This is a genomic window from Okibacterium endophyticum (genome assembly GCF_054780075.1).
In genome coordinates this window covers 36,672-61,804 of record NZ_BAAGXA010000001.1, presented here as the reverse complement: position 1 = coordinate 61,804, position 25,133 = coordinate 36,672, and the positions used below count along the sequence as shown (strand labels likewise).

The 25,133-nt window shown below is 64.6% G+C and carries 23 protein-coding genes and 1 tRNA gene; 3 read left to right on the top strand and 21 right to left on the bottom strand.

The window, feature by feature from the left end; all coding sequences use genetic code 11:
* Positions 1 to 445 precede the first annotated feature (445 nt).
* The 3 genes from ACYVF5_RS00315 to ACYVF5_RS00305 all read right to left on the bottom strand — a co-directional run bounded on the left by ACYVF5_RS00315 (position 446) and on the right by ACYVF5_RS00305 (position 2,553).
* Positions 446 to 1,375 (bottom strand): hypothetical protein, encoded by a 930-nt coding sequence (locus tag ACYVF5_RS00315; protein ID WP_460942132.1) that lies wholly within the window; start codon positions 1,373 to 1,375, stop codon positions 446 to 448.
* A 36-nt stretch (positions 1,376 to 1,411) separates the two neighbouring features.
* Entirely contained in the window at positions 1,412 to 2,239 is an 828-nt protein-coding gene (locus ACYVF5_RS00310) for a DUF1295 domain-containing protein (RefSeq protein ID WP_460942130.1), read from the bottom strand.
* A 113-nt stretch (positions 2,240 to 2,352) separates the two neighbouring features.
* A complete protein-coding gene (locus ACYVF5_RS00305; RefSeq protein WP_460942128.1) occupies positions 2,353 to 2,553 on the bottom strand; it encodes a DUF2283 domain-containing protein in 201 nt (66 codons plus the stop codon).
* Between the two features lie 167 nt (positions 2,554 to 2,720).
* On the opposite strand from ACYVF5_RS00305, the gene ACYVF5_RS00300 reads away from it, so the two are divergent.
* Positions 2,721 to 3,119, top strand: coding sequence for a VOC family protein (locus ACYVF5_RS00300; protein WP_460942126.1), 399 nt, complete (start codon positions 2,721 to 2,723; stop codon positions 3,117 to 3,119).
* Here the strand turns inward: ACYVF5_RS00300 and ACYVF5_RS00295 are convergent.
* Both ACYVF5_RS00295 and ACYVF5_RS00290 read right to left on the bottom strand, forming a co-directional pair.
* Entirely contained in the window at positions 3,095 to 3,295 is a 201-nt protein-coding gene (locus tag ACYVF5_RS00295) for a helix-turn-helix domain-containing protein (protein ID WP_460942138.1), read from the bottom strand. The two genes, ACYVF5_RS00300 and ACYVF5_RS00295, sit on opposite strands and share 25 nt — an antisense overlap.
* A gap of 796 nt (positions 3,296 to 4,091) precedes the next feature.
* Positions 4,092 to 4,179, bottom strand: a tRNA-Ser gene (locus ACYVF5_RS00290).
* A 128-nt stretch (positions 4,180 to 4,307) separates the two neighbouring features.
* Between ACYVF5_RS00290 and radA the strand changes: the two genes are divergently transcribed.
* Positions 4,308 to 5,666 (top strand): DNA repair protein RadA, encoded by a 1,359-nt coding sequence (gene radA, locus ACYVF5_RS00285; protein WP_460942124.1) that lies wholly within the window; start codon positions 4,308 to 4,310, stop codon positions 5,664 to 5,666.
* Positions 5,667 to 5,688: 22 nt separating this feature from the next.
* Here the strand turns inward: radA and ACYVF5_RS00280 are convergent, their stop codons facing one another.
* The 4 genes from ACYVF5_RS00280 to ACYVF5_RS00265 all read right to left on the bottom strand — a co-directional run bounded on the left by ACYVF5_RS00280 (position 5,689) and on the right by ACYVF5_RS00265 (position 12,260).
* The gene (locus ACYVF5_RS00280) at positions 5,689 to 6,078 is read right to left on the bottom strand and encodes an SseB family protein (RefSeq protein ID WP_460942122.1); all 390 of its coding nucleotides are present in this window, start codon (positions 6,076 to 6,078) and stop codon (positions 5,689 to 5,691) included.
* 52 nt (positions 6,079 to 6,130) lie between these two features.
* Positions 6,131 to 6,793, bottom strand: a complete 663-nt coding sequence (locus ACYVF5_RS00275; RefSeq protein ID WP_460942120.1) for a hypothetical protein — start codon at positions 6,791 to 6,793, stop codon at positions 6,131 to 6,133.
* An 88-nt stretch (positions 6,794 to 6,881) separates the two neighbouring features.
* On the bottom strand, positions 6,882 to 11,399 hold the full coding sequence (locus tag ACYVF5_RS00270) for an ExeM/NucH family extracellular endonuclease (protein WP_460942118.1): 4,518 nt from the start codon (positions 11,397 to 11,399) through the stop codon (positions 6,882 to 6,884).
* Positions 11,400 to 11,753: 354 nt separating this feature from the next.
* Positions 11,754 to 12,260 carry an amino-acid N-acetyltransferase gene (locus ACYVF5_RS00265; RefSeq protein WP_460942116.1) on the bottom strand — a complete coding sequence of 169 codons (507 nt, stop codon included), beginning with the start codon at positions 12,258 to 12,260 and terminating at the stop codon, positions 11,754 to 11,756.
* Between the two features lie 141 nt (positions 12,261 to 12,401).
* Here ACYVF5_RS00265 and ACYVF5_RS00260 point away from each other — a divergent pair, with 141 nt between their 5' ends.
* A complete protein-coding gene (locus ACYVF5_RS00260; RefSeq protein ID WP_460942114.1) occupies positions 12,402 to 13,328 on the top strand; it encodes a Ppx/GppA family phosphatase in 927 nt (308 codons plus the stop codon).
* An 83-nt stretch (positions 13,329 to 13,411) separates the two neighbouring features.
* Here ACYVF5_RS00260 and ACYVF5_RS00255 read toward each other — a convergent pair whose 3' ends face one another.
* The 12 genes from ACYVF5_RS00255 to folB all read right to left on the bottom strand — a co-directional run bounded on the left by ACYVF5_RS00255 (position 13,412) and on the right by folB (position 25,079).
* Positions 13,412 to 15,940, bottom strand: coding sequence for an ATP-dependent Clp protease ATP-binding subunit (locus tag ACYVF5_RS00255; protein ID WP_460942112.1), 2,529 nt, complete (start codon positions 15,938 to 15,940; stop codon positions 13,412 to 13,414).
* Positions 15,941 to 16,252: 312 nt separating this feature from the next.
* Complete coding sequence (locus ACYVF5_RS00250; RefSeq protein WP_460942110.1) at positions 16,253 to 16,726, bottom strand: SRPBCC family protein; 474 nt, start codon at positions 16,724 to 16,726, stop codon at positions 16,253 to 16,255.
* A 251-nt stretch (positions 16,727 to 16,977) separates the two neighbouring features.
* Positions 16,978 to 18,438, bottom strand: a complete 1,461-nt coding sequence (gene cls, locus ACYVF5_RS00245; protein WP_460942108.1) for a cardiolipin synthase — start codon at positions 18,436 to 18,438, stop codon at positions 16,978 to 16,980.
* A 102-nt stretch (positions 18,439 to 18,540) separates the two neighbouring features.
* Positions 18,541 to 18,735 (bottom strand): hypothetical protein, encoded by a 195-nt coding sequence (locus tag ACYVF5_RS00240; protein WP_460942106.1) that lies wholly within the window; start codon positions 18,733 to 18,735, stop codon positions 18,541 to 18,543.
* A 56-nt stretch (positions 18,736 to 18,791) separates the two neighbouring features.
* On the bottom strand, positions 18,792 to 18,935 hold the full coding sequence (locus tag ACYVF5_RS00235) for a hypothetical protein (protein WP_460942104.1): 144 nt from the start codon (positions 18,933 to 18,935) through the stop codon (positions 18,792 to 18,794).
* Between the two features lie 18 nt (positions 18,936 to 18,953).
* Positions 18,954 to 20,510: a lysine--tRNA ligase gene (gene lysS / locus ACYVF5_RS00230; protein ID WP_460942102.1), complete on the bottom strand. Its 1,557-nt coding sequence runs from the start codon at positions 20,508 to 20,510 to the stop codon at positions 18,954 to 18,956.
* A 96-nt stretch (positions 20,511 to 20,606) separates the two neighbouring features.
* Entirely contained in the window at positions 20,607 to 21,341 is a 735-nt protein-coding gene (locus tag ACYVF5_RS00225; RefSeq protein WP_460942100.1) for a Rossmann-like and DUF2520 domain-containing protein, read from the bottom strand.
* A complete protein-coding gene (locus ACYVF5_RS00220; RefSeq protein WP_460942098.1) occupies positions 21,338 to 23,143 on the bottom strand; it encodes a PH domain-containing protein in 1,806 nt (601 codons plus the stop codon). The genes ACYVF5_RS00225 and ACYVF5_RS00220 overlap by 4 nt, the downstream gene beginning before the upstream one ends.
* Positions 23,140 to 23,706 (bottom strand): PH domain-containing protein, encoded by a 567-nt coding sequence (locus ACYVF5_RS00215; RefSeq protein ID WP_460942096.1) that lies wholly within the window; start codon positions 23,704 to 23,706, stop codon positions 23,140 to 23,142. The genes ACYVF5_RS00220 and ACYVF5_RS00215 overlap by 4 nt, the downstream gene beginning before the upstream one ends.
* Complete coding sequence (locus ACYVF5_RS00210) at positions 23,660 to 24,139, bottom strand: DUF3180 domain-containing protein (RefSeq protein WP_460942094.1); 480 nt, start codon at positions 24,137 to 24,139, stop codon at positions 23,660 to 23,662. The genes ACYVF5_RS00215 and ACYVF5_RS00210 overlap by 47 nt, the downstream gene beginning before the upstream one ends.
* Positions 24,136 to 24,687 (bottom strand): 2-amino-4-hydroxy-6-hydroxymethyldihydropteridine diphosphokinase, encoded by a 552-nt coding sequence (gene folK, locus ACYVF5_RS00205; protein ID WP_460942092.1) that lies wholly within the window; start codon positions 24,685 to 24,687, stop codon positions 24,136 to 24,138. Before folK ends, ACYVF5_RS00210 begins: the two co-directional genes overlap by 4 nt.
* The gene (gene folB / locus ACYVF5_RS00200) at positions 24,684 to 25,079 is read right to left on the bottom strand and encodes a dihydroneopterin aldolase (protein WP_460942090.1); all 396 of its coding nucleotides are present in this window, start codon (positions 25,077 to 25,079) and stop codon (positions 24,684 to 24,686) included. The genes folK and folB overlap by 4 nt, the downstream gene beginning before the upstream one ends.
* Positions 25,080 to 25,133: the final 54 nt, after the last annotated feature.

The window sequence follows — 25,133 nt, the reverse complement described above, 5'->3', positions numbered from 1 at the left end:
TGACTTGCTATGTTGTTCAATATTTTTCCAAAGGAATCTCCTGTAAAGCCGAAGCTAAACACGAGGTATTTTGGCATTTGACATGTGCACGCTGTTGAGTTCTCAAAGACCAGACGCACCCAGGACCAACCTCACAGCCAACCCCAGGGCAACTTCTCAATGTTACCCACTCGGTCTCAGCCAGTCAAACCGCTGCCCGTGTGCTGAACACACGGTCAATCAGCGACTGCTTGTCGACGAGTGGATGTCCCATCCTAATCCTCGGCGTCTCGTTCCACAAGGAAACGTGGCAGCCATAATGACCGCCGGCTTTGGTTTGGATTCGGTCCCGCTTGAGGCCGGCGAGCTCTTCCGCTCCGCCGCACCTTTGGGGTAACAGGTAGTTACATTACGTGGATACGGATGCTCGGGCAAATTACGACCGCAGCCCGGGCGTGTCGCGAGGTCACGCCGGTGCGGACGCCTCGATCACGTCGTCGTCTTCTGCGTATCCGCGCATCATCTGCACCCATCGTGCGAGATAGGCCGCACCGGCGTCGTCGTGGATCAGCGAGCTGTGGTGCCTGATCGGATACGCCTTCTCGGGCACCCCGTCAGCAGGCCTGACATCGACGTGCACCACCTGGCGCCCCTGTGCGTGCAACCAGTCAGACATGGCGTAGTCGGTGCGCGAGTCCCCGAGTGTGCGCCAGCGAGTCGGCATCGGTCCGCCGTCGGCGGTGAGCAGTCTTATGAACTTCTCCGCTCCGAGGTCCTTGCCGGAGCGAATGGACTCGATGTCTGTCGAAATGATCGTCGGGTCGATTCGGTATTCGACGGCGCCCGCGCTGTTCTCGACGGTTCGGCCCTCCCACTCGAACCCGAGGTCGAACCGGCGAAGCGCTGCCGCGGCATCCGCATCGAAACGATCACGTCGAGCTGCGTACTGCTCGGCGGATGTCCCGATGTTCTGCTCGACGGACACCATGGCGCGCTTCGTCTCGTCGAAGAACATCACGTCTCGATATCTCTCGCCGACGAGCCCGCGCACCTCATCGAAGAAATCACGTGGCATCGCGAGTTCGTCGTCGATGTCGAGCTCGCCGAATCCCGCGCTCGTGATCCGCGCCGTCACCGCTCCCTTCTCGCAGATCCCCCAGACGCGCACGTCGTCGGCCAATCCACCCGCGATCAGGTGGGGAATCACCTGATCGTTGAGGAACGCATCCGAGCGCCCGGTGTTGAACGCGATCGGCACCCCGCCATTGGCCAGGGTGACGAGGTCTTCGGCAATGGACGGAACGGCGATGCTTCGGCTGACCGGGCTGGCGATCGGACCGTCGACGTCGAGCAGGAGTCCGAGAAGCGGTGTGGCGGGGGACGCTGGATCATTCACGGGCCAATTCTAGGTGCGCCCGTGAATGATCCAGCGTCAGCTGCTCGCGACCTCGGAGACTCCCTGTGCTCGAGGAGGCCACGGCACGATCGGCGAGGTACGACGCCGGTAGTCGTCGTACTCCGGATATCGCGAACGCGTGATGCTCTCGGTGAACATCGTCGATCCGATGAACAGAAGCGTGAGCAGCACAGCGCCGAGCACGGTCCAGTGCACGACCACGCCGGTTGCGGCGATGGCGAATCCATAGAAGATCCACCACTGCGCCTGCTCGAAGAAGAAATTCGGATGCCGGGAGTACCGGAACAGGCCGGTCTGTACAAAGCCGGTGGCCGGCATCCGCCCCGCTGCCCTCTCACGCGCTTTGTGCCGATGGAAAGCCCACTGCTGCTGGTCAGCCACCGTCTCACCGGCGAGTGCGCCGAGGAAGAGCACGGCGAGCAGGATGTCGGCCGCTCCCAGCGGGGACGGGTTGAGATATGCCGTCACTGCGGGAAACGTCATCAGCAGGATGATCAGGTTCTGGTAGATCGAGATGAAGAAGAGATTGAAAACCTGGAACTGCCACGGTTTCATCTTCGATTTCAGGATCGGCCACCTGTAGTCCTGGCCGCCGGGCGCATAACCGCCCTTTCGCGCGTAGTTGAACGTCAGCCGTGCTCCCCAGAGCGTCACGAGCACAGCCATCAGGATGAGCCTGGCGTCTGAGAATCCCGCGGCGGCGGCGAAGATCCAGACATATGCGATGGGTGCGATCGACCAGATTCTGTCGACCCAGGAGTACTCCCCGGTGATGATCGAGAGCAGCCACGTGAGCGCGCTGATTCCGCCGAATACCCAGACGCAGACGATGAGCGGGTCCATGTCACCGCAGTCTACTGCGACACGGCCACACCGCCCGGGTCATTCTCGAATGTCGAAGGGGCAGCGGCTGTCGAGCATCTTCTCGCTGAACCTCGGAACGTCCGATGCGATGATCATGCGCCGCCGTCCACATCGAGGTACTGGGAGGCGTTGATGAACTCGATTCCGATGACCTTGCCGTCAACGTCGAAGTCGATGTTGATCATGCCATTGACCTCGGACGGATCACAGACATAGGTTCGAGCAGCCTTTCGACCATCGTCGATGATGCGGAGGTAGGCAGCATCAACCTCATGGTCGATGTCGATTCTCACGGCGTACCCAACCTTCCGTATCGCGTTGGAAGCGCTCACACGACGATCGTTCGAGCACCGTCGTGGAGCTTATAGAAGAGATCCTACGACCCCGGAGCTAGGGCGTGCCTGACGATGCTGGCCGTTCTGTTCAAGACCTGACAGTGCTCAGCTCGTACGTTGGGTGCATGACACTCAAACTTGGCTTTATCGGCATCGTCACCCGTGACATGGGCTCTTCCCTCGCGTTCTACCGGTCCCTCGGTGTACCAATCGAGGAGGGGCAGGACACGGCACCGCACGTGGACGCGAAGCTCGACGACGGGGTGACGCTCGCCTGGGACACCGTCGAAACCATCCGAGGCTTTGATCCCGCGTACGTACCAGCCTCGGGCGGACACCGCATCGCTCTAGCCTTCGACAAGGGCTCTCCCGCAGGGGTCGACGCAGCGTTCGCGGCGCTGGTCGACGCAGGCTACACCGCGCATGTCGAGCCGTGGGACGCGCACTGGGGCCAGCGATACGCGACCCTCCTTGACCCAGATGGAAACTCATTCGACCTCTACGCCGAACTCCCGGCGATCTGAGCGGGGGCAATGCCGACCAGTCTGCGAAACTCCCGGGTGAGGTGCGCCTGGTCGGCAAAGCCTGCTGCTGCGGCAGCCTCCGAGGCCTTTGCACCTCGTATTAGAAGGCGTCGAGCGCTGGCGGCTCGCTCGATTCGCACGAGCGTGGCGTATCCGTACCCAAAGTCCGAGAGCATTCGACGGCGCAGCGTTCGCTCAGACTCGCCCAGTTCAACGGCGACCGCGCCCGACGACTCCGCTCTCCGCGCTGCGCGCCGAATGAAATTAAGCCGTGGACTGGGCGCTGTCATGCGCTCAAGAACACTGGCGGAAATCGCGTCGAGCAGGCCGGGTACTCCACCAACGGACAGCATCGCCGCGCGCAGCTCGACAGCGGCACCGTGAGGCACGACATCCTCTACGGCTACTGCTCGGTCGGCCAGCTCAACCGCGCTCGTTCCCAGCACGACGCCAGCGAAACCCTGGGGGAGTCTCAGTCCCACTGAGCGGCCTTCGCCGTCGCCTTTCGTGGCAATCCATCGGGTCGATGGTCCCGCGACAACAAGCTGGCCCCCGCGCGCGATAAGGTCGGTGCATCCATCAGCCGGAATCATGGAGTCGGAGTCGTTCCGAGATTGCCACAGCGTCAAGCCAAGTGGCAGGCGGGTCTCCAAGTACACCGCTTCATTCTCCCACACCGGGCTTCGGCTGTCGGTGAGACCATCACACCGTGGACCCTCTCGAGTCGGAAGCGTAGTTCTGTCGTTGCGCGAGTCGGGACCGCGAAACCTCGCAATGAGCACCTCTGCACCAGAGGCTCCCCGCTGCACTGCCCGCGCATCGGAGCGTCGGATCGCCCGTTGGGAAAAGCACCACAACCGATCGAGCCGACATCCGGCCGAAGGCATGGGCACAATGTGGGGAAAGACGGTTCACTAACAAGAAAAGCCCCCTGCCTCAGCAAGAAGCCGCAGAAGCAGGGGGTCATTTCGGTGGCGGTGACGGTGGGATTTGAACCCACGGTAGCTTTCACTACACAACTTTTCGAGAGTTGCACCTTCGGCCGCTCGGACACGTCACCGCCGTCGAGTGTAATTCATCGGGCACCCGCCGCGCCAATTGAGTCTGCCCGATGGATGCCGATGGCAGGGTTCCGCACAGGCCAGGGGTCCGGTCTGTGCTGTCGGTGGCCGCGATTAGGCTCATCCCATGGCCAAACCCGTTTCACAGTTCACCTGCACCGAGTGCGGCTGGCGCGCCGCCAAATGGGTTGGGCGCTGCGGCGAGTGCCAGCAGTGGGGAACCGTGCACGATACCGGCGTCAGCACCGGAATCACCGCGAGGGTGAGCGCAGCCGCGATCTCCGCCGAACGCACAGCCAGACCGATCACCGACATCTCTGAGACGAGCTTCGCGCACTGGCCGACCGGCATAGACGAATTCGACAGGGTGCTCGGCGGCGGCATCGTGCCAGGAGCCGCGATCCTGCTCTCGGGCGAACCGGGAGTCGGCAAGTCCACACTGCTTCTCGAAGTGGCGTCCCGCGCCGCAAAAGCGAAGTCCCGTGTGCTGTACGTGAGCGCAGAAGAGTCGGTGAATCAGGTCAAACTGCGCGCCAAGCGCACCGGCGCCCTCACCGAGAACCTCTTTCTCGCCTCAGAGACCGACCTCGCCGTTGTGCTCGGCCAGATCGACGAGGTCCGCCCCGACCTGCTCATCGTCGACTCCGTGCAGACGGTGTCGAGCAGCGCCTCCGACGGTCTCGCCGGCCAGCCCAGCCAGGTGCGCGAGGTCGCCCAGACGCTGATCCGCATCGCCAAGGAGCGCGCGCTCCCCGTGCTGCTCGTCGGCCACGTCACCAAAGACGGCTCGATCGCCGGTCCCCGGCTCCTCGAACACCTCGTGGACGTGGTCTGCCAGTTCGAGGGAGACAGACACACGTCGCTGCGATTCGTGCGCGCGCTGAAGAACCGCTTCGGCCCGACAGACGAGGTCGGATGCTTCGAGATGACCGGTGACGGCATCGCCGAGGTCCCCGATCCGAGCAAACTCTTTCTCAGCCGGGGGTCCTCCGTGCCGGGCACATGCGTGACGATCGCGATGGAGGGCAAACGTGCTCTTCCTGTCGAAGTGCAGGCACTCGTCAACGAGTCGTCTGCGCCGAATCCGCGTCGCGTGACGAACGGCGTGGACTCCTCGCGCGTGGCGATGCTGCTCGCCGTGCTCGATCGCCGCGCGGGCCTGAAGCTCAGCGACAAGGATGTTTATGTCTCGACGGTCGGCGGCGTGCGGCTGGGCGAGCCGGCGGCCGACCTGGCGATCGCGATCGCCATCGCCTCTGCCGCATACGACGTCGCCGTTCCGCACACCCTGACGGCTTTCGGCGAGATCTCGCTCGTCGGCGAGATCAGACCGGTCTCCGCGTCACAACAGCGACGTTCAGAAGCCGGCCGTCTCGGCTACCGGACGATAGTTGATGCCGAGAGCGGAAGCATCCGCGAGGCCCTGCGGATCGTGAAGAGCGCGTCTGGGTCCGCGCGAGATCGTGAACTCGACGCCGCGTTCTGACACCGGCTTCGCCAGCGCTCGGTCAGAGGTCGAGCACCCGCAGGATCTCGTCCGGACTCGCCTGCATGGGGTGCGGGCCGGCGATGTCGAAGAACACGGTCTCGATATCGGCGCCGTGTGTGCGCAGGAAGGTGTGCAACCAGATGCCGTTGTGAAGCGCGACGAACGGCGGCAGCGCCTCTGGCTTGTGCGCGGCATCAGAGAACAGGAGCAGCGCGAGTCGCCCAGACTCCGGCTGCCGGTACATCCACACCTCACCGGTGTCCGTCGGTTTGTCCCTGGCACCAGGTGCGGAGAGCGGGACCACCATACGGTCGTTTCGGAGCGCGAAGGCGACGGCAGCCATGTCCTGCTTCTCGAGAGCGTGTGCAAGAGCCGCTGAACGGAACTCGGGCTGAGGTTTCTTGGCCATTCGTCTATTCTCTCGCAGCCCAAGACAACACGATCGCCCGCCGCGGTGGGTGTCAGTAGAGCAGGAACTGTGCCGTCGCATCACTCTCGATGCCGCCGAGGGCTGTTGTCAGGTGGTAAGACGCACCGCCCGCGGGCACAGCTGGTCGTTCTCCGTCGCACGTGTCTGTTGACGACCGGGTGCGATCCCAGACGATAGGCGTCGCAGATGACACCGACTGGCCGGCGGCGAGTTCGACCACGGCGTCGGCCGGCGCGGTCTGGCAGTCCGTCGACACCCAGTAGGTCTCGTCGCCAGAGGTGATGGTGAAGACCTGCTGTGAGGTTCCGACATTGACGCTGCACGGCGCATCTGCGGTGTTGGTGATCGTCAGCGACAGTTGCGGATTCTCACCGGCGGCGTAGGTGTTCTTGTCTGTCTTCGCCTCGACGACCAGCGACTCCGAGCTGCATTCCGCCACACCCTCGGCTGGAGCGTCGGGTGATTCACCGGATTCGTCTGTGACTGCACCGTCTGCCGGCGGCGCGTCTGTCGCTGTCGGCGACGTGGATGCCCGGGGCGTCGCGGCGCCGTCGCTCCCCGACGACGATCCCGGGCGCCAGACGATCAGCACGATGATGGCGATGACAGCCAGAAGCCCGAGCAGCACCCACAGCCTGCGTCGCCGGTAGACGCTCTTCGGCAGGGTGCCGGCCGGTCGGCTCGTGCTCGACATGGGTACAGGGTATCGCCGGTGACGTCTGGGCAAACGACGACTCGCGGGGGTCTGCGCACTGCAGACCCCCGCGAGCGACGGTGAGTTGTCAGGATCGACGCACGACGCGTCCTCGCCTCGCGACCAGGGCAGACGCCGCACCGGCGACGATGAGCATCAGAGCGAGAAAGACCTGTGGGGCCATCTCGGCACCTGTCTCGGGGAGCGAGCCTGCTCCACCCGCCGCCGAACCCGTGCCAGCGCCGTCTACCGCCGAACCGTTGTCGCCGGGCTCCTCCGGCGATGGCACCTGTGCCGGCGTCACCTCGAGGGGAACGCTGACCGTTGTGCCGGTCGGCGATGCCACCACGGTGAGCATCGACGATCCGCTTGCCAGAGCGGTGGCGAAAGCGGTTGGGTCTGCACCTTCTTCTGGCACCGTGAAGCTGAGCGTCGCCTCACCGCCGGTCACCGGCGCTGTCGCGATCTGCTGGCCGTCGAGGGATGCCGTCAGCTCGGTGTTCGCCGGAACTCCGAGCGAGGTGAGGTCGAGCTTCGCGAACTGCAGGGAAATCTCGTCGCCTTCTGAGACGGGACCTTCAGGGAGCCCGGTCACCTGCACCGAACGTCGCTCGTAGCTCGGCGAGATCGGGCTGTTCGTCTCGATGTAGTCCACCCATGCGTCGCGGTCGACGAGCCCGGAGTCCCTGGTGTCCGTTCCGTTCGCGAACTCGCGGAAGTTGTCCCCTCCCAGAAGCAAGAAGTTGAACGATCCGACGCGATAACCGCGCGCCGGGTCGATCGGTTCGCCGTTCACAGTGATGCTCGTGATGCGGTCGCCCTCGTCCCGCGTGGGATCGTAGGTGTAGCTCACGTTGTTCGACAGACCGAGCTGCAGGTAGGGCTTATCGGGCACTGTGCCGTCCGCCTTGCGCTGCCACTGCTGCTCGAGAACCGTTTTGAACTGCGCACCGGTGAGGGTGGTCGTCCAGAGGTTGTTCACAAACGGGAGCACGGCATTCGCTTCGGCGTAGGTGATGTCACCCGCGAAGAGCTCGTCCCGCAGTCCTCCCGGGTTCACCACGCCGATCTCGGCGCCGCCCCGCTCGGGTGACGACAGAGAGCTGACCAGGGCGTCGGCGACGAAGTTGCCCAGTGTCGACTCCGACGAACGGTCGTCGCGTTTTCCACCTGCGTAGGCGGTTGTGATGTCTGCGGTCGCGTTACCGATCACCACTCCGCCGATCTCTTTGGCCTGGGCGAGAGCAGCATCGACGATCGTCTTCACCTCGGCGACCGCGGGGTACTCGTTGACGAGCTCGGCGTCGTCGACCTCGTCCTCGGTCAGCCGCGGCACGTTGCGGTTCACCGCAGTGGTGACCTCACCGGTCTCGGTGTTGTACTCCAACACGATCTGGCCGATGAACTCGCCGTAGCTGCCGGTCTGCAGCACGGGCCGTGTGCCGTCTTCACCCGGGATGGCGGCATCCCACGCGTACTGCTTGTGGGTGTGCCCGGTGAAGATCGCGTCGACGACGGCACTCGTCTTCGTCACGATGTCGGCGAACGCTCCCCCCGCGGCGATCTCTTCGTCCAGGCTCGCTCCGTCTGGCGTTCCCGCCCCGGCGCCCGCGTGGTATTCGGCGACGAGAACATCGGCTTCGCCGTTCGACGGGTCACCGTCGCTCAGCTCATCGGCCACGCGGTTCACCGCCTCGACCGGGTCGCCGAATTCGAGGCCCTCGATGCCGCCGGGTGAGACGAGTGACGGTGTCTCCTCGGTGACTGCTCCGATGATGCCGACCGTCACACCGTCGATGTCGATCAACGTGTACTCGTCGAAGATCGTCTCACCGTCGATGTAGACGTTCGCCGCGAGATACGAAAAGTCCGCGGCATCCGTGACACGGCCGGCGAGGTCTTCGTACCCCTTGTCGAACTCGTGGTTTCCGACCGCGGATGCCTCGAGAGAGAGCGCGTTCAGCACATCGAGAGTCGGTATGTCGTCCTGGCTCGACGACGCGAAGAGCGAAGCGCCGATGTTGTCACCCGCGGACAGGAATGCCGAGCTGCCCGGGTAGTCCGCCTTGAGCTGCTCGACGGTTCCGGCGAATTTCACGGTGTTCTCATCGATACGACCGTGGAAGTCGTTGATGTTGAGCAGGTTCAGCTCCTTCGTGACCGGCTCTGCGGCACCATCGAGGTCGAGCCCGACGATCACGGGATCGTGGTCACTCGAGCGATACTGGTCTGCCACATAGAAGTTCGTCGCGTTGTAGTTGTAGCGCGAGTATTCCAACGCGACGGACTCTCCCGAGTTGATGTTCCAGATGTCACTGTCTGCGACCATCGCGTCGGCCTCTGGCGAGGCGAAGATGTAGTCGAGCGAGCCCACAGAGCCGCCGTAGCTGTAGCTGTGCTTGCCGCTCTTCGCACCCTCGTCGATGTAGCCGGCGCCCACGATCACGTCGATCGGGTCCTCGGCCGCGTAGGAGTTGAAGTCACCGACGAGAAAGACCCTGTCGGTGTTGTGTTCCGTCTTCATCTGGTCGGCGAACGCCACGAGGTCTGTCGCCTGTCGTGTGCGGTCGCCGTTCCAGGCGCCAGCACCGTCACCCGTGTCGACGTTGTCGCCCGTGGCGCCGTCGCCGGAGCCCTTCGACTTGAGGTGGTTGGCGATCACAACGAACGTGTCGTCGTCGCTGCCGCCCGCCGGTTTGAAGGCCTGCGCGTTCGGCTGGCGTGCGTTGCCGAAGTTGGCGGTGTCGAGGATGCTGCTGGTGCCGACCGTCTCGATCGACTCCGGCTTGTAGATGAAGGCGGTGCGGATGACATCCTCATCGGCCGGGAGGGTCGCCGGCGAGGGAACGTATGCCCATTCGTCTGTGCCGAGGTCATCGTTCAGCGCGTCGACGAGTGTCGAGAGCGCGAGGTCACGATCTGTGCCGAACGCCGCCGAGTTCTCGATCTCTTCGAGTGAGACGACGTTGGCGTCGAGCAGGTTGATCGCCGTGACGATCTTGTCTTGCTGGCGCTGGAGGTTCTCGGCGTTCGCCGCTCCGCGTGCCTCACAGCCGCCCGACACCGCGATCGGGTTGCCGTCGCGATCCGTGTAGTAGTTGCAGCCTGTGAGCTGATCACCGGTGGTCGCGAAGTAGTTCAGCACGTTGAACGTGGCGAGGCGCACGTCACCGCCGTCGATGTCTGGCGCTGCGGGCCGGTCGTTCTCGAAGGTCGCCGGTTGAACCGTCGCCGCGTTCTCGGTCGTCAGCTGGGACGTCGGCTGGAACTTCCAGGTGTCGTTGCGGTAGTCGAGGACAACAGGCTTCGTGAACGTCGCGGACGCGCCGACGCGGATCGGCTCCTCGTTCGAGATGTACGGGATCGGGATGTCCTGATTGTCGCCCCCGCCGGCTGGAAGGAAGTCGATGCTCGCTCCGTCGTCGAGCACGACCAGCTCCGATTCGGTCCTGGCCTGGGCGGCCGCGTACTCAGCGCTGCCGGGGTCGCCGAGAGCGGTCGGAGTGACAAGGGGCATGTCAGACGCGGCGAGCGCGATCTGGGCATATTTGTTGGTGTCGTACGTGTCGGTGATCGTGTAGTCGCCCTGCGGTGCGATGAGCATTCCCTCGAGTGCCTCGCGCTCGGCATCCGTCTCGGGGAAGGCCGCGATGACCGGCTCCGGTGCGGTGACCGTCGACGTGTCGAGCTGCACGAGGCTCTCCGCCGTGCCCACGCTCAGCTCGGTCAAGCCGTTGAACTCGACGACGGTGCCGGTGACCTGCACGTAGTCGCCCACAGCGACGCTGCCGACAGTGCTGTCCGAGAAGACGAAGACGGCGTCGGATGCCGTGCGTGCCGGGTCGAGCGCCCCGCCCGTTCCCGGTGTCTGGATGTAGTACCCGCGGAATCCGCCCTCGGGGTACGTGGCGGTCACGATTCCGGAGGTGATGACATCCTTACCCGCGAAGGGGCTCGTGCCTGTGGTGCCCTGGACCTCCGCGATGCTGGCCTCGGTCGGCTCACCCGGCTCACCGCCTGGCTCTTGGCCAGAGCTCTGTGGTGTGATCGTTGCTGAGAGAGTGAAGTCAGCCGCATTGTCGTCTGTGTCGGCGAAGTCGGTGCGGTTGAGCGACTTCACGTCTGTGGTGCCAGTCGGACCGACAGCGGCACTTCCCTCGAACGTGTTCGACGCGCCGTAACCGAGAAGGTCTACCACTGTGCTGTCGCCCGTGGCTGACCCGACGGGCAGCGTGACCGCGCTCGTGGCTTCAACGAGAGCGACGGTGCCCTTTGTGCCACTCAGGTTCAGGTTTCCGGCGGCGTCGGGTGTCGGAAGCACGGCTCCGTCGCCGCCATTGCTCGAGCCCTGCACGAGGTAATAGCCACCAGACGCGATCTCGCCTGAGAGAGTGACGACAGTGGTCGAGGCCCCGCTGCTGGTGGCCGCTCGGTATTGAACAGACATCCCGCTGAGATCGATGGGATCGGGACCCGGGTTGTAGAGCTCAACGAACTTGTTCGTGAAGGCTGCGCCTGAGCTGCCTCCCGAGAGATATGCCTCGTTGATCACCACCCCTGTGCCATCGGGACTCGCCATGGCCGGCATCGCCGAGAGCGGCGCCATGGCCAATCCGAGAAGTACTGCTGCTGCTGTGATTCGCCTGGGACGCAGTGACGACGACATTGATCTCCGATGTCTCAATTTTGATCGTGTTGACCGGGCGGGGCTCTGAGTGGCTGTGAGGGGTTGTGCCGCTGTGGCTCAACGGCGGCCCAGAGGACGCCTCGGTCTGCGTCAACGCTAGGGACGAGAGGTTAACAACGCGCGCGCTGTTTTATGAACAACGGGTTTCACGCTCGCGAGCGAGCGCTGTCCCCCCACAAGAGGGTCAACAAACGAGTATGCTTCGTGCGGTTGTGCGCACAAAAGCACAAAAGCGGCACGTGCGCGGCTCTCGTGCGGACGAGGCGAATCTGCTCAGTCGAGATTCTTGAGCATGCGGGTGTTGCCGAGGGTGTTCGGCTTGACCCGTGCGAGGTCGAGGAACTCTGCGACACCTTCGTCTGGTGAACGCACGAGCTCTGCATACACGTCTGGCGCGACCACACCCTCACCGATCTCGGCGAACCCGTTGCGGGTGAAGAAGTCGACCTCGAACGTGAGGCAGAACAGCCTCGAGAGGCCGAGCTCACGGGCATCGGCTTCGAGCCTCTCGAGCAGGCTGCGTCCGACACCACGGCCGAGCCAGCTGTCCGCCACGGCGAGGGTGCGGACCTCGCCGATGTCCTCCCAGATCACGTGGAGCGCCCCGCAGCCGATCAGCGTGCCGTCGTCGGCTTCGGCGACGCGGAACTCCTGCACCGCCTCGTAGAAGACCACGCGTTCCTTGCCGAGCAGGATGCGACGCTGCACAAGCGGTTCGATCAGCCGTTGGATCGCGACCACATCGCTTGTGCGTGCTCGTCGCACCGTGAACCCCGTCATACGTACGAGCCTACTGAGTGCTCCCCCTCCCGCATGCTCCCCTCCCGCATGCACCCCTGTCGCGCACGAGCCGCGCGCGCCAACCCACCTCAGATGCCGCGTCGCCCCGCCATCCCCCAGCCCGCACGCTATCGTTCAGCTATGCGCCTCGGAGTTCTCGACGTCGGATCCAACACAGTCCACCTGCTCGTCGTCGACGCGCACCCCGGTGCGAGGCCCGTTCCGACGTCGTCGGACAAAGCTGTGCTGCGGCTTATGCGATACCTCACGCCAGAGGGCGGCATCAACGACGAGGGCATCGCAGCGATCGTGGATGCCGTTGGTGCGGCCGCTGAGATCGCACGCCGCAGCAATCTCGACGAGCTTCTGCCGATGGCGACATCTGCCATCCGTGAAGCGGCGAACGGCGAGCAGGTGTTGCAGATCGTCGAGCGTGAAACCGGTGTGGCACTCCAGGTGTTGTCGGGAGAAGACGAGGCGAGACTCACCTTTCTCGCGGTCAGGCGCTGGTATGGCTGGTCGGCTGGCAACATCCTGCTCTTCGACATCGGCGGCGGGTCCCTCGAGATCTCACTCGGGCACGACGAGTACCCGGACGTCGGGCTCTCGCTCCCCCTCGGCGCCGGTCGCTCCACGATCGGGTTTCTGCACGATGACCCGCCGACCGAGGAGCAACAGAACCGCCTGCGAGAACACGCCCGCGCCATTCTCGAAGAGGCCAGGCGCGACTTCGCGGAGTGCGAGCCGCCCTCGCACGTTGTCGGTTCGTCGAAGACCATTCGCTCTCTGGCGAAACTGGGCGGCTCTGTCGCACAAGGGATCGGTGAGCACGAACGCTCCCTGCTCCGCCGAAGTCAGCTCGACGACTGGGTGCCACGGCTGGCGCGGATCCCCGCAGCTGCTCGTCCGGAACTGCCCGGGATCACCGTCGATCGCACGTTTCAGATCGTCGCCGGCGGCATCGTGCTGTCTGAGGCCATGAGGATGTTCGAGGTCAAGGAACTGGACGTCTCGCCGTGGGCGATGCGCGAGGGAGTCATTCTGCGCTACCTCGATCATCTCGGCTGAGGCGGAAGTGTGTGCTCCGCAGACGCGAGATCGCCCCGGCCGTCTGGCCGGGGCGATCTCGACGGCTCGATCGGCGAGCGCTGTTACTCGCTCGTGATCGCGAGGTCGGGTGTGGCCGACCCCGTGCCGAGTGAGCGGCCCGCGTTGATGCCCGCGCCCACCGTCTCGCTGCGGACGGTGGTCTCGAAGGTGAACTGGTTGTCGGCGAAGTCCACGTGCACGTGGTCTCCCGCGTTCAGCTCTCCGTGCAGGATCTTCTCGCTGAGCCGGTCTTCGACCTCGTTCTGCATCGCACGACGCAGCGGACGAGCGCCGAGCGCCGGGTCGTGCCCGACCTCGATCAGCCGCTCCTTCGCCGTGGTCGTGAGCTCGATGGTCATGTCGCGGTCGAGCATCCGGTCTGCCAGTCGCTTGACAAAGAGATCGACGATCTGCAGCAGCTCGGGCTTCGACAGCTGAGGGAACACGATCGTGTCATCGACACGGTTCAGGAACTCGGGCTTGAAGTGCTTCTTGAGCTCTTCGTTGACCTTGGCCTTCATCGTCTCGTAGTTCGTGTGGGTGTCGCCCTCGACCTGGAAGCCGACGGGGCCACCGGCGATGCCCTTCGAACCGAGGTTCGTGGTCATGATGATGACGGTGTTCTTGAAGTCGATCTCACGACCCTGGCCATCGGTCAGACGACCCTCTTCGAGCACCTGCAGCAGCGAGTTGAAGATGTCGGGGTGCGCCTTCTCGATCTCGTCGAACAGCACAACGCTGAACGGCTTGCGGCGCACCTTCTCTGTCAGTTGCCCGCCCTCTTCGAAGCCGACGAATCCGGGAGGAGCGCCGAACAGCCGCGAGACCGTGTGCTTCTCGCCGTACTCACTCATGTCGAGCGAGATCATCGCGTCTTCGTCGTCGAACAGGAACTCGGCGAGCGCCTTGGCCAGCTCGGTCTTTCCGACACCGGTCGGGCCGGCGAAGATGAACGAGCCCGAGGGGCGCTTCGGGTCCTTCAGCCCGGCGCGGGTGCGACGGATGGTGCGGGCGAGAGCCGAGATGGCTTCGTCCTGGCCGATGACACGCTCGTGCAGGGCCTTCTCCATAAAGACGAGCCTCGAGGACTCCTCCTCTGTCAGCTTGAACACCGGGATGCCTGTCGCCTGTGCGAGAACCTCGGCGATCAGGCCTTCGTCGACAGTGGCAGTGGTCTTGACGTCTCCGCTCCTCCACTGCTTCTCGAGGCGCAGCCGCTCGCCGAGCAGGTTCTTCTCCTCATCACGAAGCGAGGCTGCCTTCTCGAAGTCCTGATCTTCGATGGCGGTCTCTTTCGCACCCCGCACCTTCGAGATCTTCTCGTCGAACTCACGCAGTTCAGGCGGGCTCGACAGAATCGACAGACGCAGCCGAGCGCCGGCCTCGTCGATCAGGTCGATCGCCTTGTCCGGCAAGAAGCGGTCGGCCACATAGCGGTCGGCCAGGTTCGCCGCCGCGACGAGCGCACCGTCGGTGATGGACACCTTGTGGTGCGCCTCGTAGCGGTCGCGCAGTCCTTTGAGGATGTTGATCGTGTGCGGCAGCGACGGCTCGTTCACCTGGATGGGCTGGAACCGGCGCTCGAGCGCTGCGTCCTTCTCGAAGTGCTTGCGGTACTCATCGAGGGTCGTGGCGCCGATCGTCTGCAGTTCGCCACGTGCCAGCAGGGGCTTCAGGATGCTCGCGGCATCGATGGCGCCCTCTGCCGCACCGGCACCGACGAGGGTGTGGATCTCGTCGATGAACACGATGATGTCACCGCGGGTGCGGATTTCTTTGGTGACCTTCTTCAGGCGCTCCTCGAAGTCACCGCGGTAGCGGCTTCCGGCGATGAGCGAGCCGAGGTCCAGCGAGTAGAGCTGCTTGTCTTTCAACGTCTCCGGCACATCGCCCTTGACGATGGCCTGCGCGAGCCCTTCGACGACAGCGGTCTTTCCGACGCCGGGTTCGCCGATGAGAACCGGGTTGTTCTTCGAACGGCGCGAGAGGATCTGCATCACGCGCTCGATCTCTTTCTCACGGCCGATCACCGGGTCGAGCTTGTTGTCTCTGGCGGCCTGTGTGAGGTTGCGACCGAACTGGTCGAGGATCTGTGATCCGCCCTGGGGCTGCGGCTCGTTCGATGCTCCGCCGACGGCAGCGGTCTCTTTGCCCTGGTAGCCGCTGAGCAGCTGGATGACCTGCTGGCGCACACGATTGAGATCCGCGCCGAGCTTGACGAGAACCTGAGCGGCTACGCCTTCGCCCTCGCGGATGAGGCCGAGCAGGATGTGCTCTGTGCCGATGTAGTTGTGGCCGAGCTGCAGAGCTTCGCGCAGGCTCAGCTCAAGGACCTTCTTCGCGCGAGGGGTGAACGGAATGTGTCCGGTCGGCTGCTGCTGCCCCTGGCCGATGATGTCCTGCACCTGTTCACGCACCGCATCGAGCGAGATGCCGAGCGACTCCAGCGCCTTCGCCGCCACGCCCTCACCCTCGTGGATGAGGCCGAGCAGGATGTGCTCTGTGCCGATGTAATTGTGGTTGAGCATCTTGGCTTCTTCTTGGGCCAAGACGACGACGCGACGGGCTCGATCCGTGAATCTCTCAAACATTGTTCACTCCCTGGGTACACCGCATCGGATGGTGCACCGATACAAACCAGAGTAACCAGCGCTCGGCGCAGATCGTCGCGTGTTCGCTGGGGGCGTGACGCGAAGCCGCACGAAAGGCGGCAGCCCTGACCCAGGCAATCTCAACAACGCAACGCGTGCCCGCAACCACCTCCATTCCCCCACCCCAGGCATCCTCAACGCCCGCCGAGAGAAGGACGACAAAAAGTCACGAGGCTAGGACGGAATCCTCGGATTCGTCCTAGCCTCGTGACTATTGCCTCATGCGGTGCCGCTGCGAACGATCACCGGAGGTCAGCGACCGGTGGCATCCGGCGGGCGGTTCACCTCACCGCGCCATCCGCCGCTCTCGAAGCCGGCGGCCTCGATGATCTCTTTGAAGTTCTTCAGGTCGCGATTGACCATCATGTCGTCGAGCTGCAGCACGGCACCCGCCTTCTCGACGAGCCCTTCCGGCTCCCAGTCGAGCTGGAGCTGCACACGTGTGTGGTCGTCATCCAAACGGTGAAACGTGACGACTCCCCCGTGCTTCGGGCCGTCGATGCTCCGCCAAGCGACTCGTTCGTCTGGGATCTGCTCGGTGATCTCAGCGTCGAACTCACGCTCCACCGCTGCCATCCTGACCTTCCAGTGCACATGGGTGTCATCGATCTGCGTGATCGACTCGACGTCGTCCATGAACTGCGGAAACGACTCGAACTGCGTCCACTGGTTGTACGCGACCGAAATCGGAACGTCGACGTCGATGGAACTCTGAATGGTTGTCATGGCACGTCACCTCACTTCGTTTTGATCTATGCCTGCTCTCATGAACCTACTCAGCGGTCCGTACCCCTCAAGAGGAAGCAGCCGCCTCGCACACGATTGCCAGCTAGCCCCTGCGGCACCCGGCCGTTTCGATCTAGCCCGGGCGAGGGCGAGCCGAAACGGTGCGGACAGGAACGATGACCACGCGGTCGGTGCACTTCACAGCGAGGCGTAGCCATCCCGCGCTTGAAGCACGGCCATGAGCCCGCGGATCACTGAAGTGCGGATGTGAGCCGGGCGAGGTTGTCGAGAACGGTCGACCTGAGCGGCTGTTTCAGCCACTCGTCGAGGGTGAGCTCCCGGCTGATCGCACGGTAGTCGTCCTCGACCCGGCGCATGTCGTCGACGAATGAGGAACCGCGAACGAGCAGCGACACCTCCAGGTTGAGGCCGAAGGAGCGCATGTCCATGTTGCTCGAGCCGATCACGGCGACGTCGTCGTCGATCGTGAAGTGCTTTGCGTGAAGGATGTATGGCGCGGGGTAGAGGTAGATGCGCACTCCACCGCGCAGGAGCTCCTCGTAATAGGACCGTTGTGCGTGATACACCAGCGCCTGGTCGCCGATCTCAGAGACGAAGAGATCGACGGGCACGCCCCGCTGCACGGCGGCCGTCACCGCATAGAGAAGCGATTCGTCCGGCACGAAGTACGGGCTGGTGATCACCACGCGTCTCTGGGCCGAATAGAGCAGTCCGAGAAAGAGGCGAAGGTTGTTCTCGGCTTCGAATCCCGGCCCGCTCGGGACCACCTGGCAGTCGAGCGCGCCGTTCTCCGGATCGTGATCGGTGACGTCGACCTCGCGCGAGATCAGCTCTCCGGTCTCGCTGTACCAGTCGCTGATGAAGATCGCGTCGAGCGCACCGACGACGGGTCCTTCAAGCTTCGTGATGAGCTCTTTCCATTTGAGCCCGCGCCTGATGTTGGCTTTGAGGTTGTAACTGCGATCCGTGACGTTGAGCGAGCCCATAAAACCGACCCGGCCGTCGGCGATGAGCAGCTTGCGGTGGTTGCGCAGATCGGGGCGCTGGAACTTGCCCTGGAGCGGGAGCAGAGGCAGCATCAGGTGCCACTCGGCTCCCATGCCTGAGAGGCGCCTTTTGGTCCGCCGGTAGTTCGGCTTGCGCATGCAGGCCCAATGGTCCATCAGAACGCGCACAACAACACCGCGCTTCACCGCGCGCTCCAGTGCGTCGAAGAACGGTTTCGTGGTGTCATCGAGAACGAGGATGTAGAACTCGACGTGAACGTACTCCTCTGCCTTGTCGACCGCCGCGGTCATCTCGTCGAGCGAGTCCTGATAGCCCGGGATGAGAGAGGCTACGTTGCCGCCGAGCAGCGGAAGCGCACCGAGGTTGGAATTCAGCCGCACCAGCGAGGTGAACCACGCCGGGGCGCCCGGCTGCAGTGTCTGGGCAGGCATCCGATCGCTCACCAGACGGACGAACTCGTTGATCTCTTCCTGGACCTTGCGCCGCTTGCGCGGCAGTTTCGGGTTTCCGATCAGAAGAAAGAACAGCACACCGACGTATGGGACGAAGAAGATCGTGAGCAGCCAGGCCATACCGGCCGTCGGTTTTCTGTTGCGTGGCACAACGATGATCGCGATGACGCGGATGGTGAGATCGATTGCGATAAGACCCCAGAGCACCCAATCAGCGGGGTCGTCGAACATGGCTCAGCCTTCACTCGGGGCGCGGGCAGGTATCGCTCAGCCTAGCGAGTGGTCAAGAGCCGCCGACGCAGCCACGCGTGCGAACCGCAGGCGAGATTCCGCTCAGGATGCCGAGTGGCTCTCTCTGGGTGCGGGCGGGAGCCCGAGCCTGGCACGTTCAGTCGCCTCGAGATCCGCGTACGCAGCGCGCTCGTTCCGGTCGGCACGAAGGATCGCACGCATAACGAGCCAGAAGATTCCGCCGATGAGCACCGTCGGAGTGACCGACCAGAGCGCGTTGATCCAGAAATTGTCCATAACGGCCCCATCCTACCCGTATGCCGGCGCGCGCACCGGGGCCGATCAGAGCCGGGCTACGGCGAGAGGATGCCGACCAGGCCGCTGCCGATCAGATAAAGACCGGCACCCGCCCCCACGACCCAGAGCACGACGCGCGCCCTGCTCGGCTTCTTCGGATCGTGTGGCTCCGAGCCGCCGTTCGGCAGAAAATCGCCCATCACTTCACCAACGGCCCATCACTTCACCAACGGAAAGAGGATCGTTTCGCGGATGCCCAACCCGGTGAGGGCCATCATAAGCCGGTCGATGCCCATGCCCATCCCTCCCGAAGGCGGCATACCGTGTTCGAGAGCACGCAGGAACTCCTCGTCGAGGCGCATGGCCTCGCTGTCACCGCTCGCGGCGAGCTTCGCCTGCTCGATGAAGCGTTCACGCTGCACAACGGGATCGACGAGCTCGGAGTACCCCGTCGCGAGTTCGAATCCGCGAACGTAGAGATCCCACTTCTCGACGACACCGGGCTCTGAGCGATGGCCGCGCACGAGCGGAGAGGTGTCGAGCGGAAAGTCCATCACGAACGTCGGGCGGTCGAGCCCGTCTTTCACGAAGTGCTCCCACAGTTCTTCGACATACTTTCCGTGCAGCGGGTGCGGCACCTCGAGACCGGCGCGTTCGGCGAGCTGCCGCAGCTCGTCGAGCGGGGTCTGCGGTGTGATCTCACGCCCGACGGCCTCTGACAGGCTCGCGAACATGCTGATCCGGCGCCATTCACCGCCGAGGTCGTATTCGGTTCCGTCAGCCCAGGTCACCAGGTGCGAACCAGACACGGCGAGGGCTGCGTCCTGGATCAGGCGCTGTGTGAGGTCGGCGATCGAGTTGTAGTCGCCATAGCCCTCGTACGCCTCGAGCATCGCGAACTCCGGGCTGTGGGTGGAATCCGCGCCCTCGTTGCGAAAGTTGCGGTTGATCTCGTACACCCTGTCGATTCCGCCGACGACAGCACGCTTGAGATACAGCTCGGGGGCGATGCGCAGGTACAGGTCGGTGTCGAAGGCGTTCGAATGGGTGACGAACGGTCGGGCGGATGCTCCGCCGTGCATGACCTGGAGCATCGGGGTCTCGATCTCGATGAAACCGAGTTCGCTGAAGGTTCGTCGCAGGCTCGACACGGTCTGCGCGCGCTGAAGCACAGTTGTGCGCGCCTGCTCTCGCGCGATGAGGTCGAGGTAGCGACTGCGCACCCGTGTCTCTTCGCTCAGCTCGTTGTGCAGGTTCGGCAGCGGCAGGATCGCCTTCGAGGCGATCTGCCAGTCCGTCACCATGATCGACAGCTCACCCCGGCGGCTCGAGATCACTTCGCCGCGAACGAAGACGTGATCGCCCAGGTCGACGAGTTCCTTCCATCGCGCCAGGGACTCCTCGCCCACCTCGGCGAGCGACACCATCGCCTGCAAACGTGTGCCGTCGCCCGCCTGCAGGCTGGCAAAGCAGAGTTTGCCGGTGTTGCGCGCGAAGACGACACGACCGGCGACCCCGACGATGTCGCCGGTCACGTCGTCTGCGACGAGATCCGCGTATTTCTCGCGCACGGCGGAAATGGTGGTGGTCACCGGAACCGTGACGGGATACGCGCCGCCCGCAGCGTCCGCGGCCTCTGCCATCAGCCGCTCACGCTTGGCCAGCCGCACGGCCTTCTGCTCAGACGCCTCGTCTGCGAAGATCTCGTCTGCGGTCTGAGCAGCGGCCTGCTCTGAAGGCGCGCCGGTGGCGGCGTCTGGGGTGCGTGGCGTCATGTGGTGTGTCTCCTGGTGGGCTTCAAGCCAGTTTACGTGGCTGTGCGCACGATGCGACGTCGCCCTCGTTGTGCACAGACACGGGGCGGAGCCCTCTCATCCGATGTCGTCCAGCCCGATGTCGTCCAGCCCGCGCAGCCCGCCCGGCGGTGTCGCATCCGTCAGGGCGTTGTCGACCGACGATCGCACAAGCGATGAGAGGAACGCTCCGGGGTTCTCGATGCCGATACCTGTGAGGATCCCCGTTGCCTGCTGCACGATGGAGCGCGAGAACTCGCTCGCCGTCGCAATCGCCTCGGCGTATCTGGCACGGTCTGCCTCATCGACGACGACGGGCTCACCGCCCATTTCGACCACAAGGGCCTGCGCGATCGGCAGCACGGGAGCCGGAGCGGTGACGGCGAACCAGGTCTCGGCCAGGCGCGCGATGTCGATGCTCGCGCCGGTGAACACCATGGCCGGGTGGATCGCGAGGGGGATCGCGCCCCGCGACACCGCCGGGGCGAGGATGCCTGCCCCGTGCCCGGGCGCCGTGTGCATCACGAGCTGGCCGGGCTGCCAGGTGCCGGTCGCCGCGAGCCCGTCGACGAGGGCGGGCAGTTCGCCGGCCGGGATGGCGAGCATCACGAGCTCGCTGCGCTCGACCAGGTCGGGAATCTCGAGCACGGGCACCCCCGGGAGCATGGCTTCCGCCCGGTCGCGGCTCTGCTGCGAGATGGCGCTGATTCCCGTGATGGCGTGCCCCGCCCCGGCGAGTGCCGCACCGAGCACCGGTCCGACACGACCCGCGCCGATGATCCCGATCCCCAGCCGGCCTGCTCTCTGGATCATCGTCCGGCTTCCGGCGAGGATGTTCCCGGATTCCTCAGAGGCTCCGCCTCAGCTTCGAGTTCTGGCGCGAGTTCGGGCTCGAGTTCGAGTTCGGGTTCGGGCTCGTGTTGTGGTTCTGGCTCGGTTCCGGGTTCTGGCTCGAGTTCGGGTTGTGGTTCTGGCTCGGTTCCGGGACGTTCCTCGGCCCACCTGTGGCTGTGATCCTCTGCCATGGCGTTGACGACCAGGTGCGCCACGCGTGAGAACAGATCGGCTGCGACCGCCGAATCCAGCGAGTCGAGCCTGACGGTGACGGGGCCGACCACCGTGTGTGCGTGCGCAGACGAAAGCCCGAGCATCCGCTGCACCGGACCTCGCGAGACGGCGATGCTCTGCATCCGCGCGAGGGGCACCAGGTCGAGCCGGCGCCAGAGAACACCGCGTCTGAACAGCAGCAATCCCCCGCGGAGTGTGAAGCCCGTGCGCTTCCACGCGATCGGGTCGACCCACGCGGCGCGCCTCGGCGCGAGGGTGAAACCCGACGATTGCGGTGTGAGAAGAACCTGCTCGAGTTCGGTGAGCAGGTCGTCGGAGCGCACACCCTCGAGCAGCAGGTCGAGCACACGTGCGACGTCGTCGACGGTTCCCACCGGCAGCACGGTGGTGTTTCCCTTGCCCCCGGCGACAGCTTCCGCGCTGAGTCCCGCCTTGTTGATCTTGATCTGCCACCAGCCGAAGAAGCGCCAGAGAATCGGTTGCGAGATCCGCACGGCGTGCACCCGGCCCGGTGGGATCGTGTCGTTGCTCGTCGAGAGAAGCCCGAACCCGACGCGAACCCCGGAGGATGTGCCGGCGATGCTGTACCTGAGCGATTTGGTCACCGTCGACACGTAGTAGCTGCCTATGCCGATGATGCCGGGAACGAACCAGAACAGCGACCAGACCAGGCCGTTGACGAGCGACACGATCAGACCCGCTGTCATGGCGAGAACGAACACGCTGGGCATTCCGACGAGCGTCGAGACGATGAGCCGGCCAGGGGGTATGCGCACAACGGACTCGGGCGGCGCCGCCGACGGATCGAGTTCAGGCGAGAGAAAGTCGTGCACGCGTTCGTTGATGAGCGTGCTGACGCTCTGGTCGCCTGACGTCGCCCGCTGCGCTTCGGGCGGAAGCGTGACACCGTCTGGACCGACGGTCGGTGCGGGCGCGATCCCGGCGTCGGCCAGTCGAACGCCGGATGCAAGCGTGAGCACGTCGACGCGCAGACGGTCAGCGTCCCTGCTGAACAGGTACTCGAGTTTCACGCTCGAGTCCTGGCCTGCGACGCCGACCTCCATCTTCGCTGCTCCGACGAGTCGCGACAGAAACGGGCGAGCAATGGTGACACCCTGCACGCGGTCGAGTTTCGCCTGGCGATGTGTGCGGAAGAGGATGCCGCTCCGCACCTCGACGGCTTCGCCCGTGATGCGGAACGTGTGCATCCGCCACGACAGGAAGAACGCTCCGATGACAACGAGCAGCACGCCGAGCAGGATCAGCAGCGCGAGCCCGAGGATGCCGTTTTCGACGATGTAGGTGAGTGGATCGTATGAACCGTTCTCCCAGTCGAGATCCCCCGGCAGAAACAGTTCCACGATGCGTTCGCGCAGGTTCGCGATCACGAATCCGGCGATCGCCACGAATACGAGGCCGCCTCTCAAGAGAGGCGTCGCGGGGTGCAGGCGGTGCCATTCGCCGTCGGCGAGGTTGCGGGAAGCCGACTGCCCGGTGGTTGCCTGCGGCTGCACGTTCGGGTGCTCTCGGGGATCGCCTGAGCTCACAGCCCGGTCCGACGGCTCTCGGCAACGGCGACGAGGTGATCGCGCAGCTGCTCGACTTCTTCTTCGGGGAGACCGGGGATCACAACAGCCGTCGCGGCGGAGGCCGTGACGAACTTGAGCTCGGCCAGCTTGAACGCACGCGCGAGCGGGCCCCGGTTGATGTCGATGAGCTGCATACGCCCATAGGGGACAGCGACCATACGCGTCCACATGATCCCGCGGCGGAAGAGCAGGTCGTCTGCACGCAACTGGTAGCCGATCGCTCGCACCCGACGGGGGGTGAGCACCGCCGTGATGGCCGAGATGACGAGCAGCGCGCCCGCCGGCCACCACTGCCAGGTGATTCCGGCGAACAGCTGCAGTGCGAGAGCGGCAGCGGCGACGACGACCATGAACACCGCTCCCCCGAGCAGGTCGACGATGACGTATTTGGGTGAGACGCGCCTCCACCCGCTCTCGCCGGGGTGAGACGCCGCGCTGGTCGCGCCGTTCTCTGCCGGTTGCAGGGGTTGCGCGTCAGGCGTCGTCGGAGTGGGAGGTGTCGTCATTGTCTGGGTCTTCATCTTTCGGCAGTGTGCACAGATGCTCGGCGACAAGCCCGGCCACGCCGAGCACCACAGCGCCAAGACACGAGGCTGTCGCGAGCCACATCGAGCCTACATCCGGCAGGACGGACCTCGTCAGAAAGAAGATGAGCGCTCCAGCCGAGAGACCGGTGAGCAGTGCCCCGACCAGGCTGCAGGCCTTCGCGAGAACGACCACCCTCGTGGCCCTGAACGGATCGATGCGATGCGTCGCCGCGCCCGTGACAGCACGTCGGATGGGGATCGCAAAACCGAGGAGGAGCGCTGACACCACGATCAGGGTCAGCGGCAGGGTGAGCGGCGGAACGATCAGGGCGAGCCCCGTCGACGTCGCCCAGTACTCGAGAAGGAACCCCACCACGCCTGCGAGCACGGCGATGCCGATCAGGGGCGTCGCTCGTGTGCGGTTCATGGGCCCGTCCCGTCGCGGCTGTCGCGCCTCAGCATCTGCAGGAGCTCGTCGACTCGACCCGCTTCGGGCAGCACCGCTTCTGGGTCGATCTCGAGCCACGGTTCGAGCACGAACGTGCGCTCTGCCGCACGAGGGTGCGGCACGGTGAGCCGATCGTCGGAGATAACGCTCTGGCCATAGGCGATGATGTCGATGTCAAGGGTACGGTCTCCCCAACGCTCGGCGCGCACCCGTCCGTGCGAGTCCTCGATCCCGTTGATCGTGTCGAGGAGTTCGTGCGGAGTCAGTGTGGTGCGGACGACGGCCACCGCGTTGAGGTACGCGGGCGCATCGGCGTCTTCGCCGTGAGCGGTGACGGCAACGGATTCCATCAGCGCCGACAGCGCGACCAGCCGTATGCCGTTGTGCGCGTCAAGCTCGTCCACGGCGCCTCGGATGGCCGTTTCCCGGTCGCCCAGGTTGCTTCCGAACGCGAGCACGGCACGCACCGGCTCGCCTCTGAGCGGCCGCACCGGAGGATGGATGTTGGGTTTCGGCAACGGGCTCATCCGGGTCCTCCTGTGCCGGTACCGGCCTCTCGGCGCCGTTCGATCGAGACGGCGACGTCATCGAACGGCAACGGAATCGGAGCGTCGGGCTTGTGCACGGTGACGCGCACACGGGACGCCGCGTCGTAGCCGAGTGCGATCGCCGCGACACGCTCTGCGACCGTCTCGATCAGGTCGACCGGGTCTGTCGCGACGGCCGCGGCGACCCGCTCGGCGAGCTCACCGTAGTGGATCGTCTTCGCGAGGTCGTCTTCTGACGCCGCACCCGACAGGTCGAGGTCGACAGAGAGGTCGATGACGAAGTCCTGACCGGCCTCACGCTCGAACGGGTACACACCGTGGTGTGCGCGCACGCGCAACCCGGTGATGCTGATCGAGTCCCTGTATGTCACGACTCCACCTTACGGGTGAGCCCTGGCAACTGCCTCCGGCCGATGCGAACGCCT

Coding starts and splice junctions, on each gene's coding strand:
- ACYVF5_RS00310 (WP_460942130.1), bottom strand. CDS start 2,239: ATGGACCCGCTCATCGTCTGCGTCTGGGTATTCGGCGGAATCAGCGCG.
- ACYVF5_RS00300 (WP_460942126.1), top strand. CDS start 2,721: ATGACACTCAAACTTGGCTTTATCGGCATCGTCACCCGTGACATGGGC.
- ACYVF5_RS00295 (WP_460942138.1), bottom strand. CDS start 3,295: ATGCTCTCGGACTTTGGGTACGGATACGCCACGCTCGTGCGAATCGAG.
- radA (WP_460942124.1), top strand. CDS start 4,308: ATGGCCAAACCCGTTTCACAGTTCACCTGCACCGAGTGCGGCTGGCGC.
- ACYVF5_RS00280 (WP_460942122.1), bottom strand. CDS start 6,078: ATGGCCAAGAAACCTCAGCCCGAGTTCCGTTCAGCGGCTCTTGCACAC.
- ACYVF5_RS00275 (WP_460942120.1), bottom strand. CDS start 6,793: ATGTCGAGCACGAGCCGACCGGCCGGCACCCTGCCGAAGAGCGTCTAC.
- ACYVF5_RS00270 (WP_460942118.1), bottom strand. CDS start 11,399: ATGGCGCCGCTCTCGGCGATGCCGGCCATGGCGAGTCCCGATGGCACA.
- ACYVF5_RS00265 (WP_460942116.1), bottom strand. CDS start 12,260: ATGACGGGGTTCACGGTGCGACGAGCACGCACAAGCGATGTGGTCGCG.
- ACYVF5_RS00260 (WP_460942114.1), top strand. CDS start 12,402: ATGCGCCTCGGAGTTCTCGACGTCGGATCCAACACAGTCCACCTGCTC.
- ACYVF5_RS00255 (WP_460942112.1), bottom strand. CDS start 15,940: ATGTTTGAGAGATTCACGGATCGAGCCCGTCGCGTCGTCGTCTTGGCC.
- ACYVF5_RS00250 (WP_460942110.1), bottom strand. CDS start 16,726: ATGACAACCATTCAGAGTTCCATCGACGTCGACGTTCCGATTTCGGTC.
- cls (WP_460942108.1), bottom strand. CDS start 18,438: ATGTTCGACGACCCCGCTGATTGGGTGCTCTGGGGTCTTATCGCAATC.
- ACYVF5_RS00240 (WP_460942106.1), bottom strand. CDS start 18,735: ATGGACAATTTCTGGATCAACGCGCTCTGGTCGGTCACTCCGACGGTG.
- ACYVF5_RS00235 (WP_460942104.1), bottom strand. CDS start 18,935: ATGGGCGATTTTCTGCCGAACGGCGGCTCGGAGCCACACGATCCGAAG.
- lysS (WP_460942102.1), bottom strand. CDS start 20,510: ATGACGCCACGCACCCCAGACGCCGCCACCGGCGCGCCTTCAGAGCAG.
- ACYVF5_RS00225 (WP_460942100.1), bottom strand. CDS start 21,341: ATGATCCAGAGAGCAGGCCGGCTGGGGATCGGGATCATCGGCGCGGGT.
- ACYVF5_RS00215 (WP_460942096.1), bottom strand. CDS start 23,706: ATGAAGACCCAGACAATGACGACACCTCCCACTCCGACGACGCCTGAC.
- ACYVF5_RS00210 (WP_460942094.1), bottom strand. CDS start 24,139: ATGAACCGCACACGAGCGACGCCCCTGATCGGCATCGCCGTGCTCGCA.
- folK (WP_460942092.1), bottom strand. CDS start 24,687: ATGAGCCCGTTGCCGAAACCCAACATCCATCCTCCGGTGCGGCCGCTC.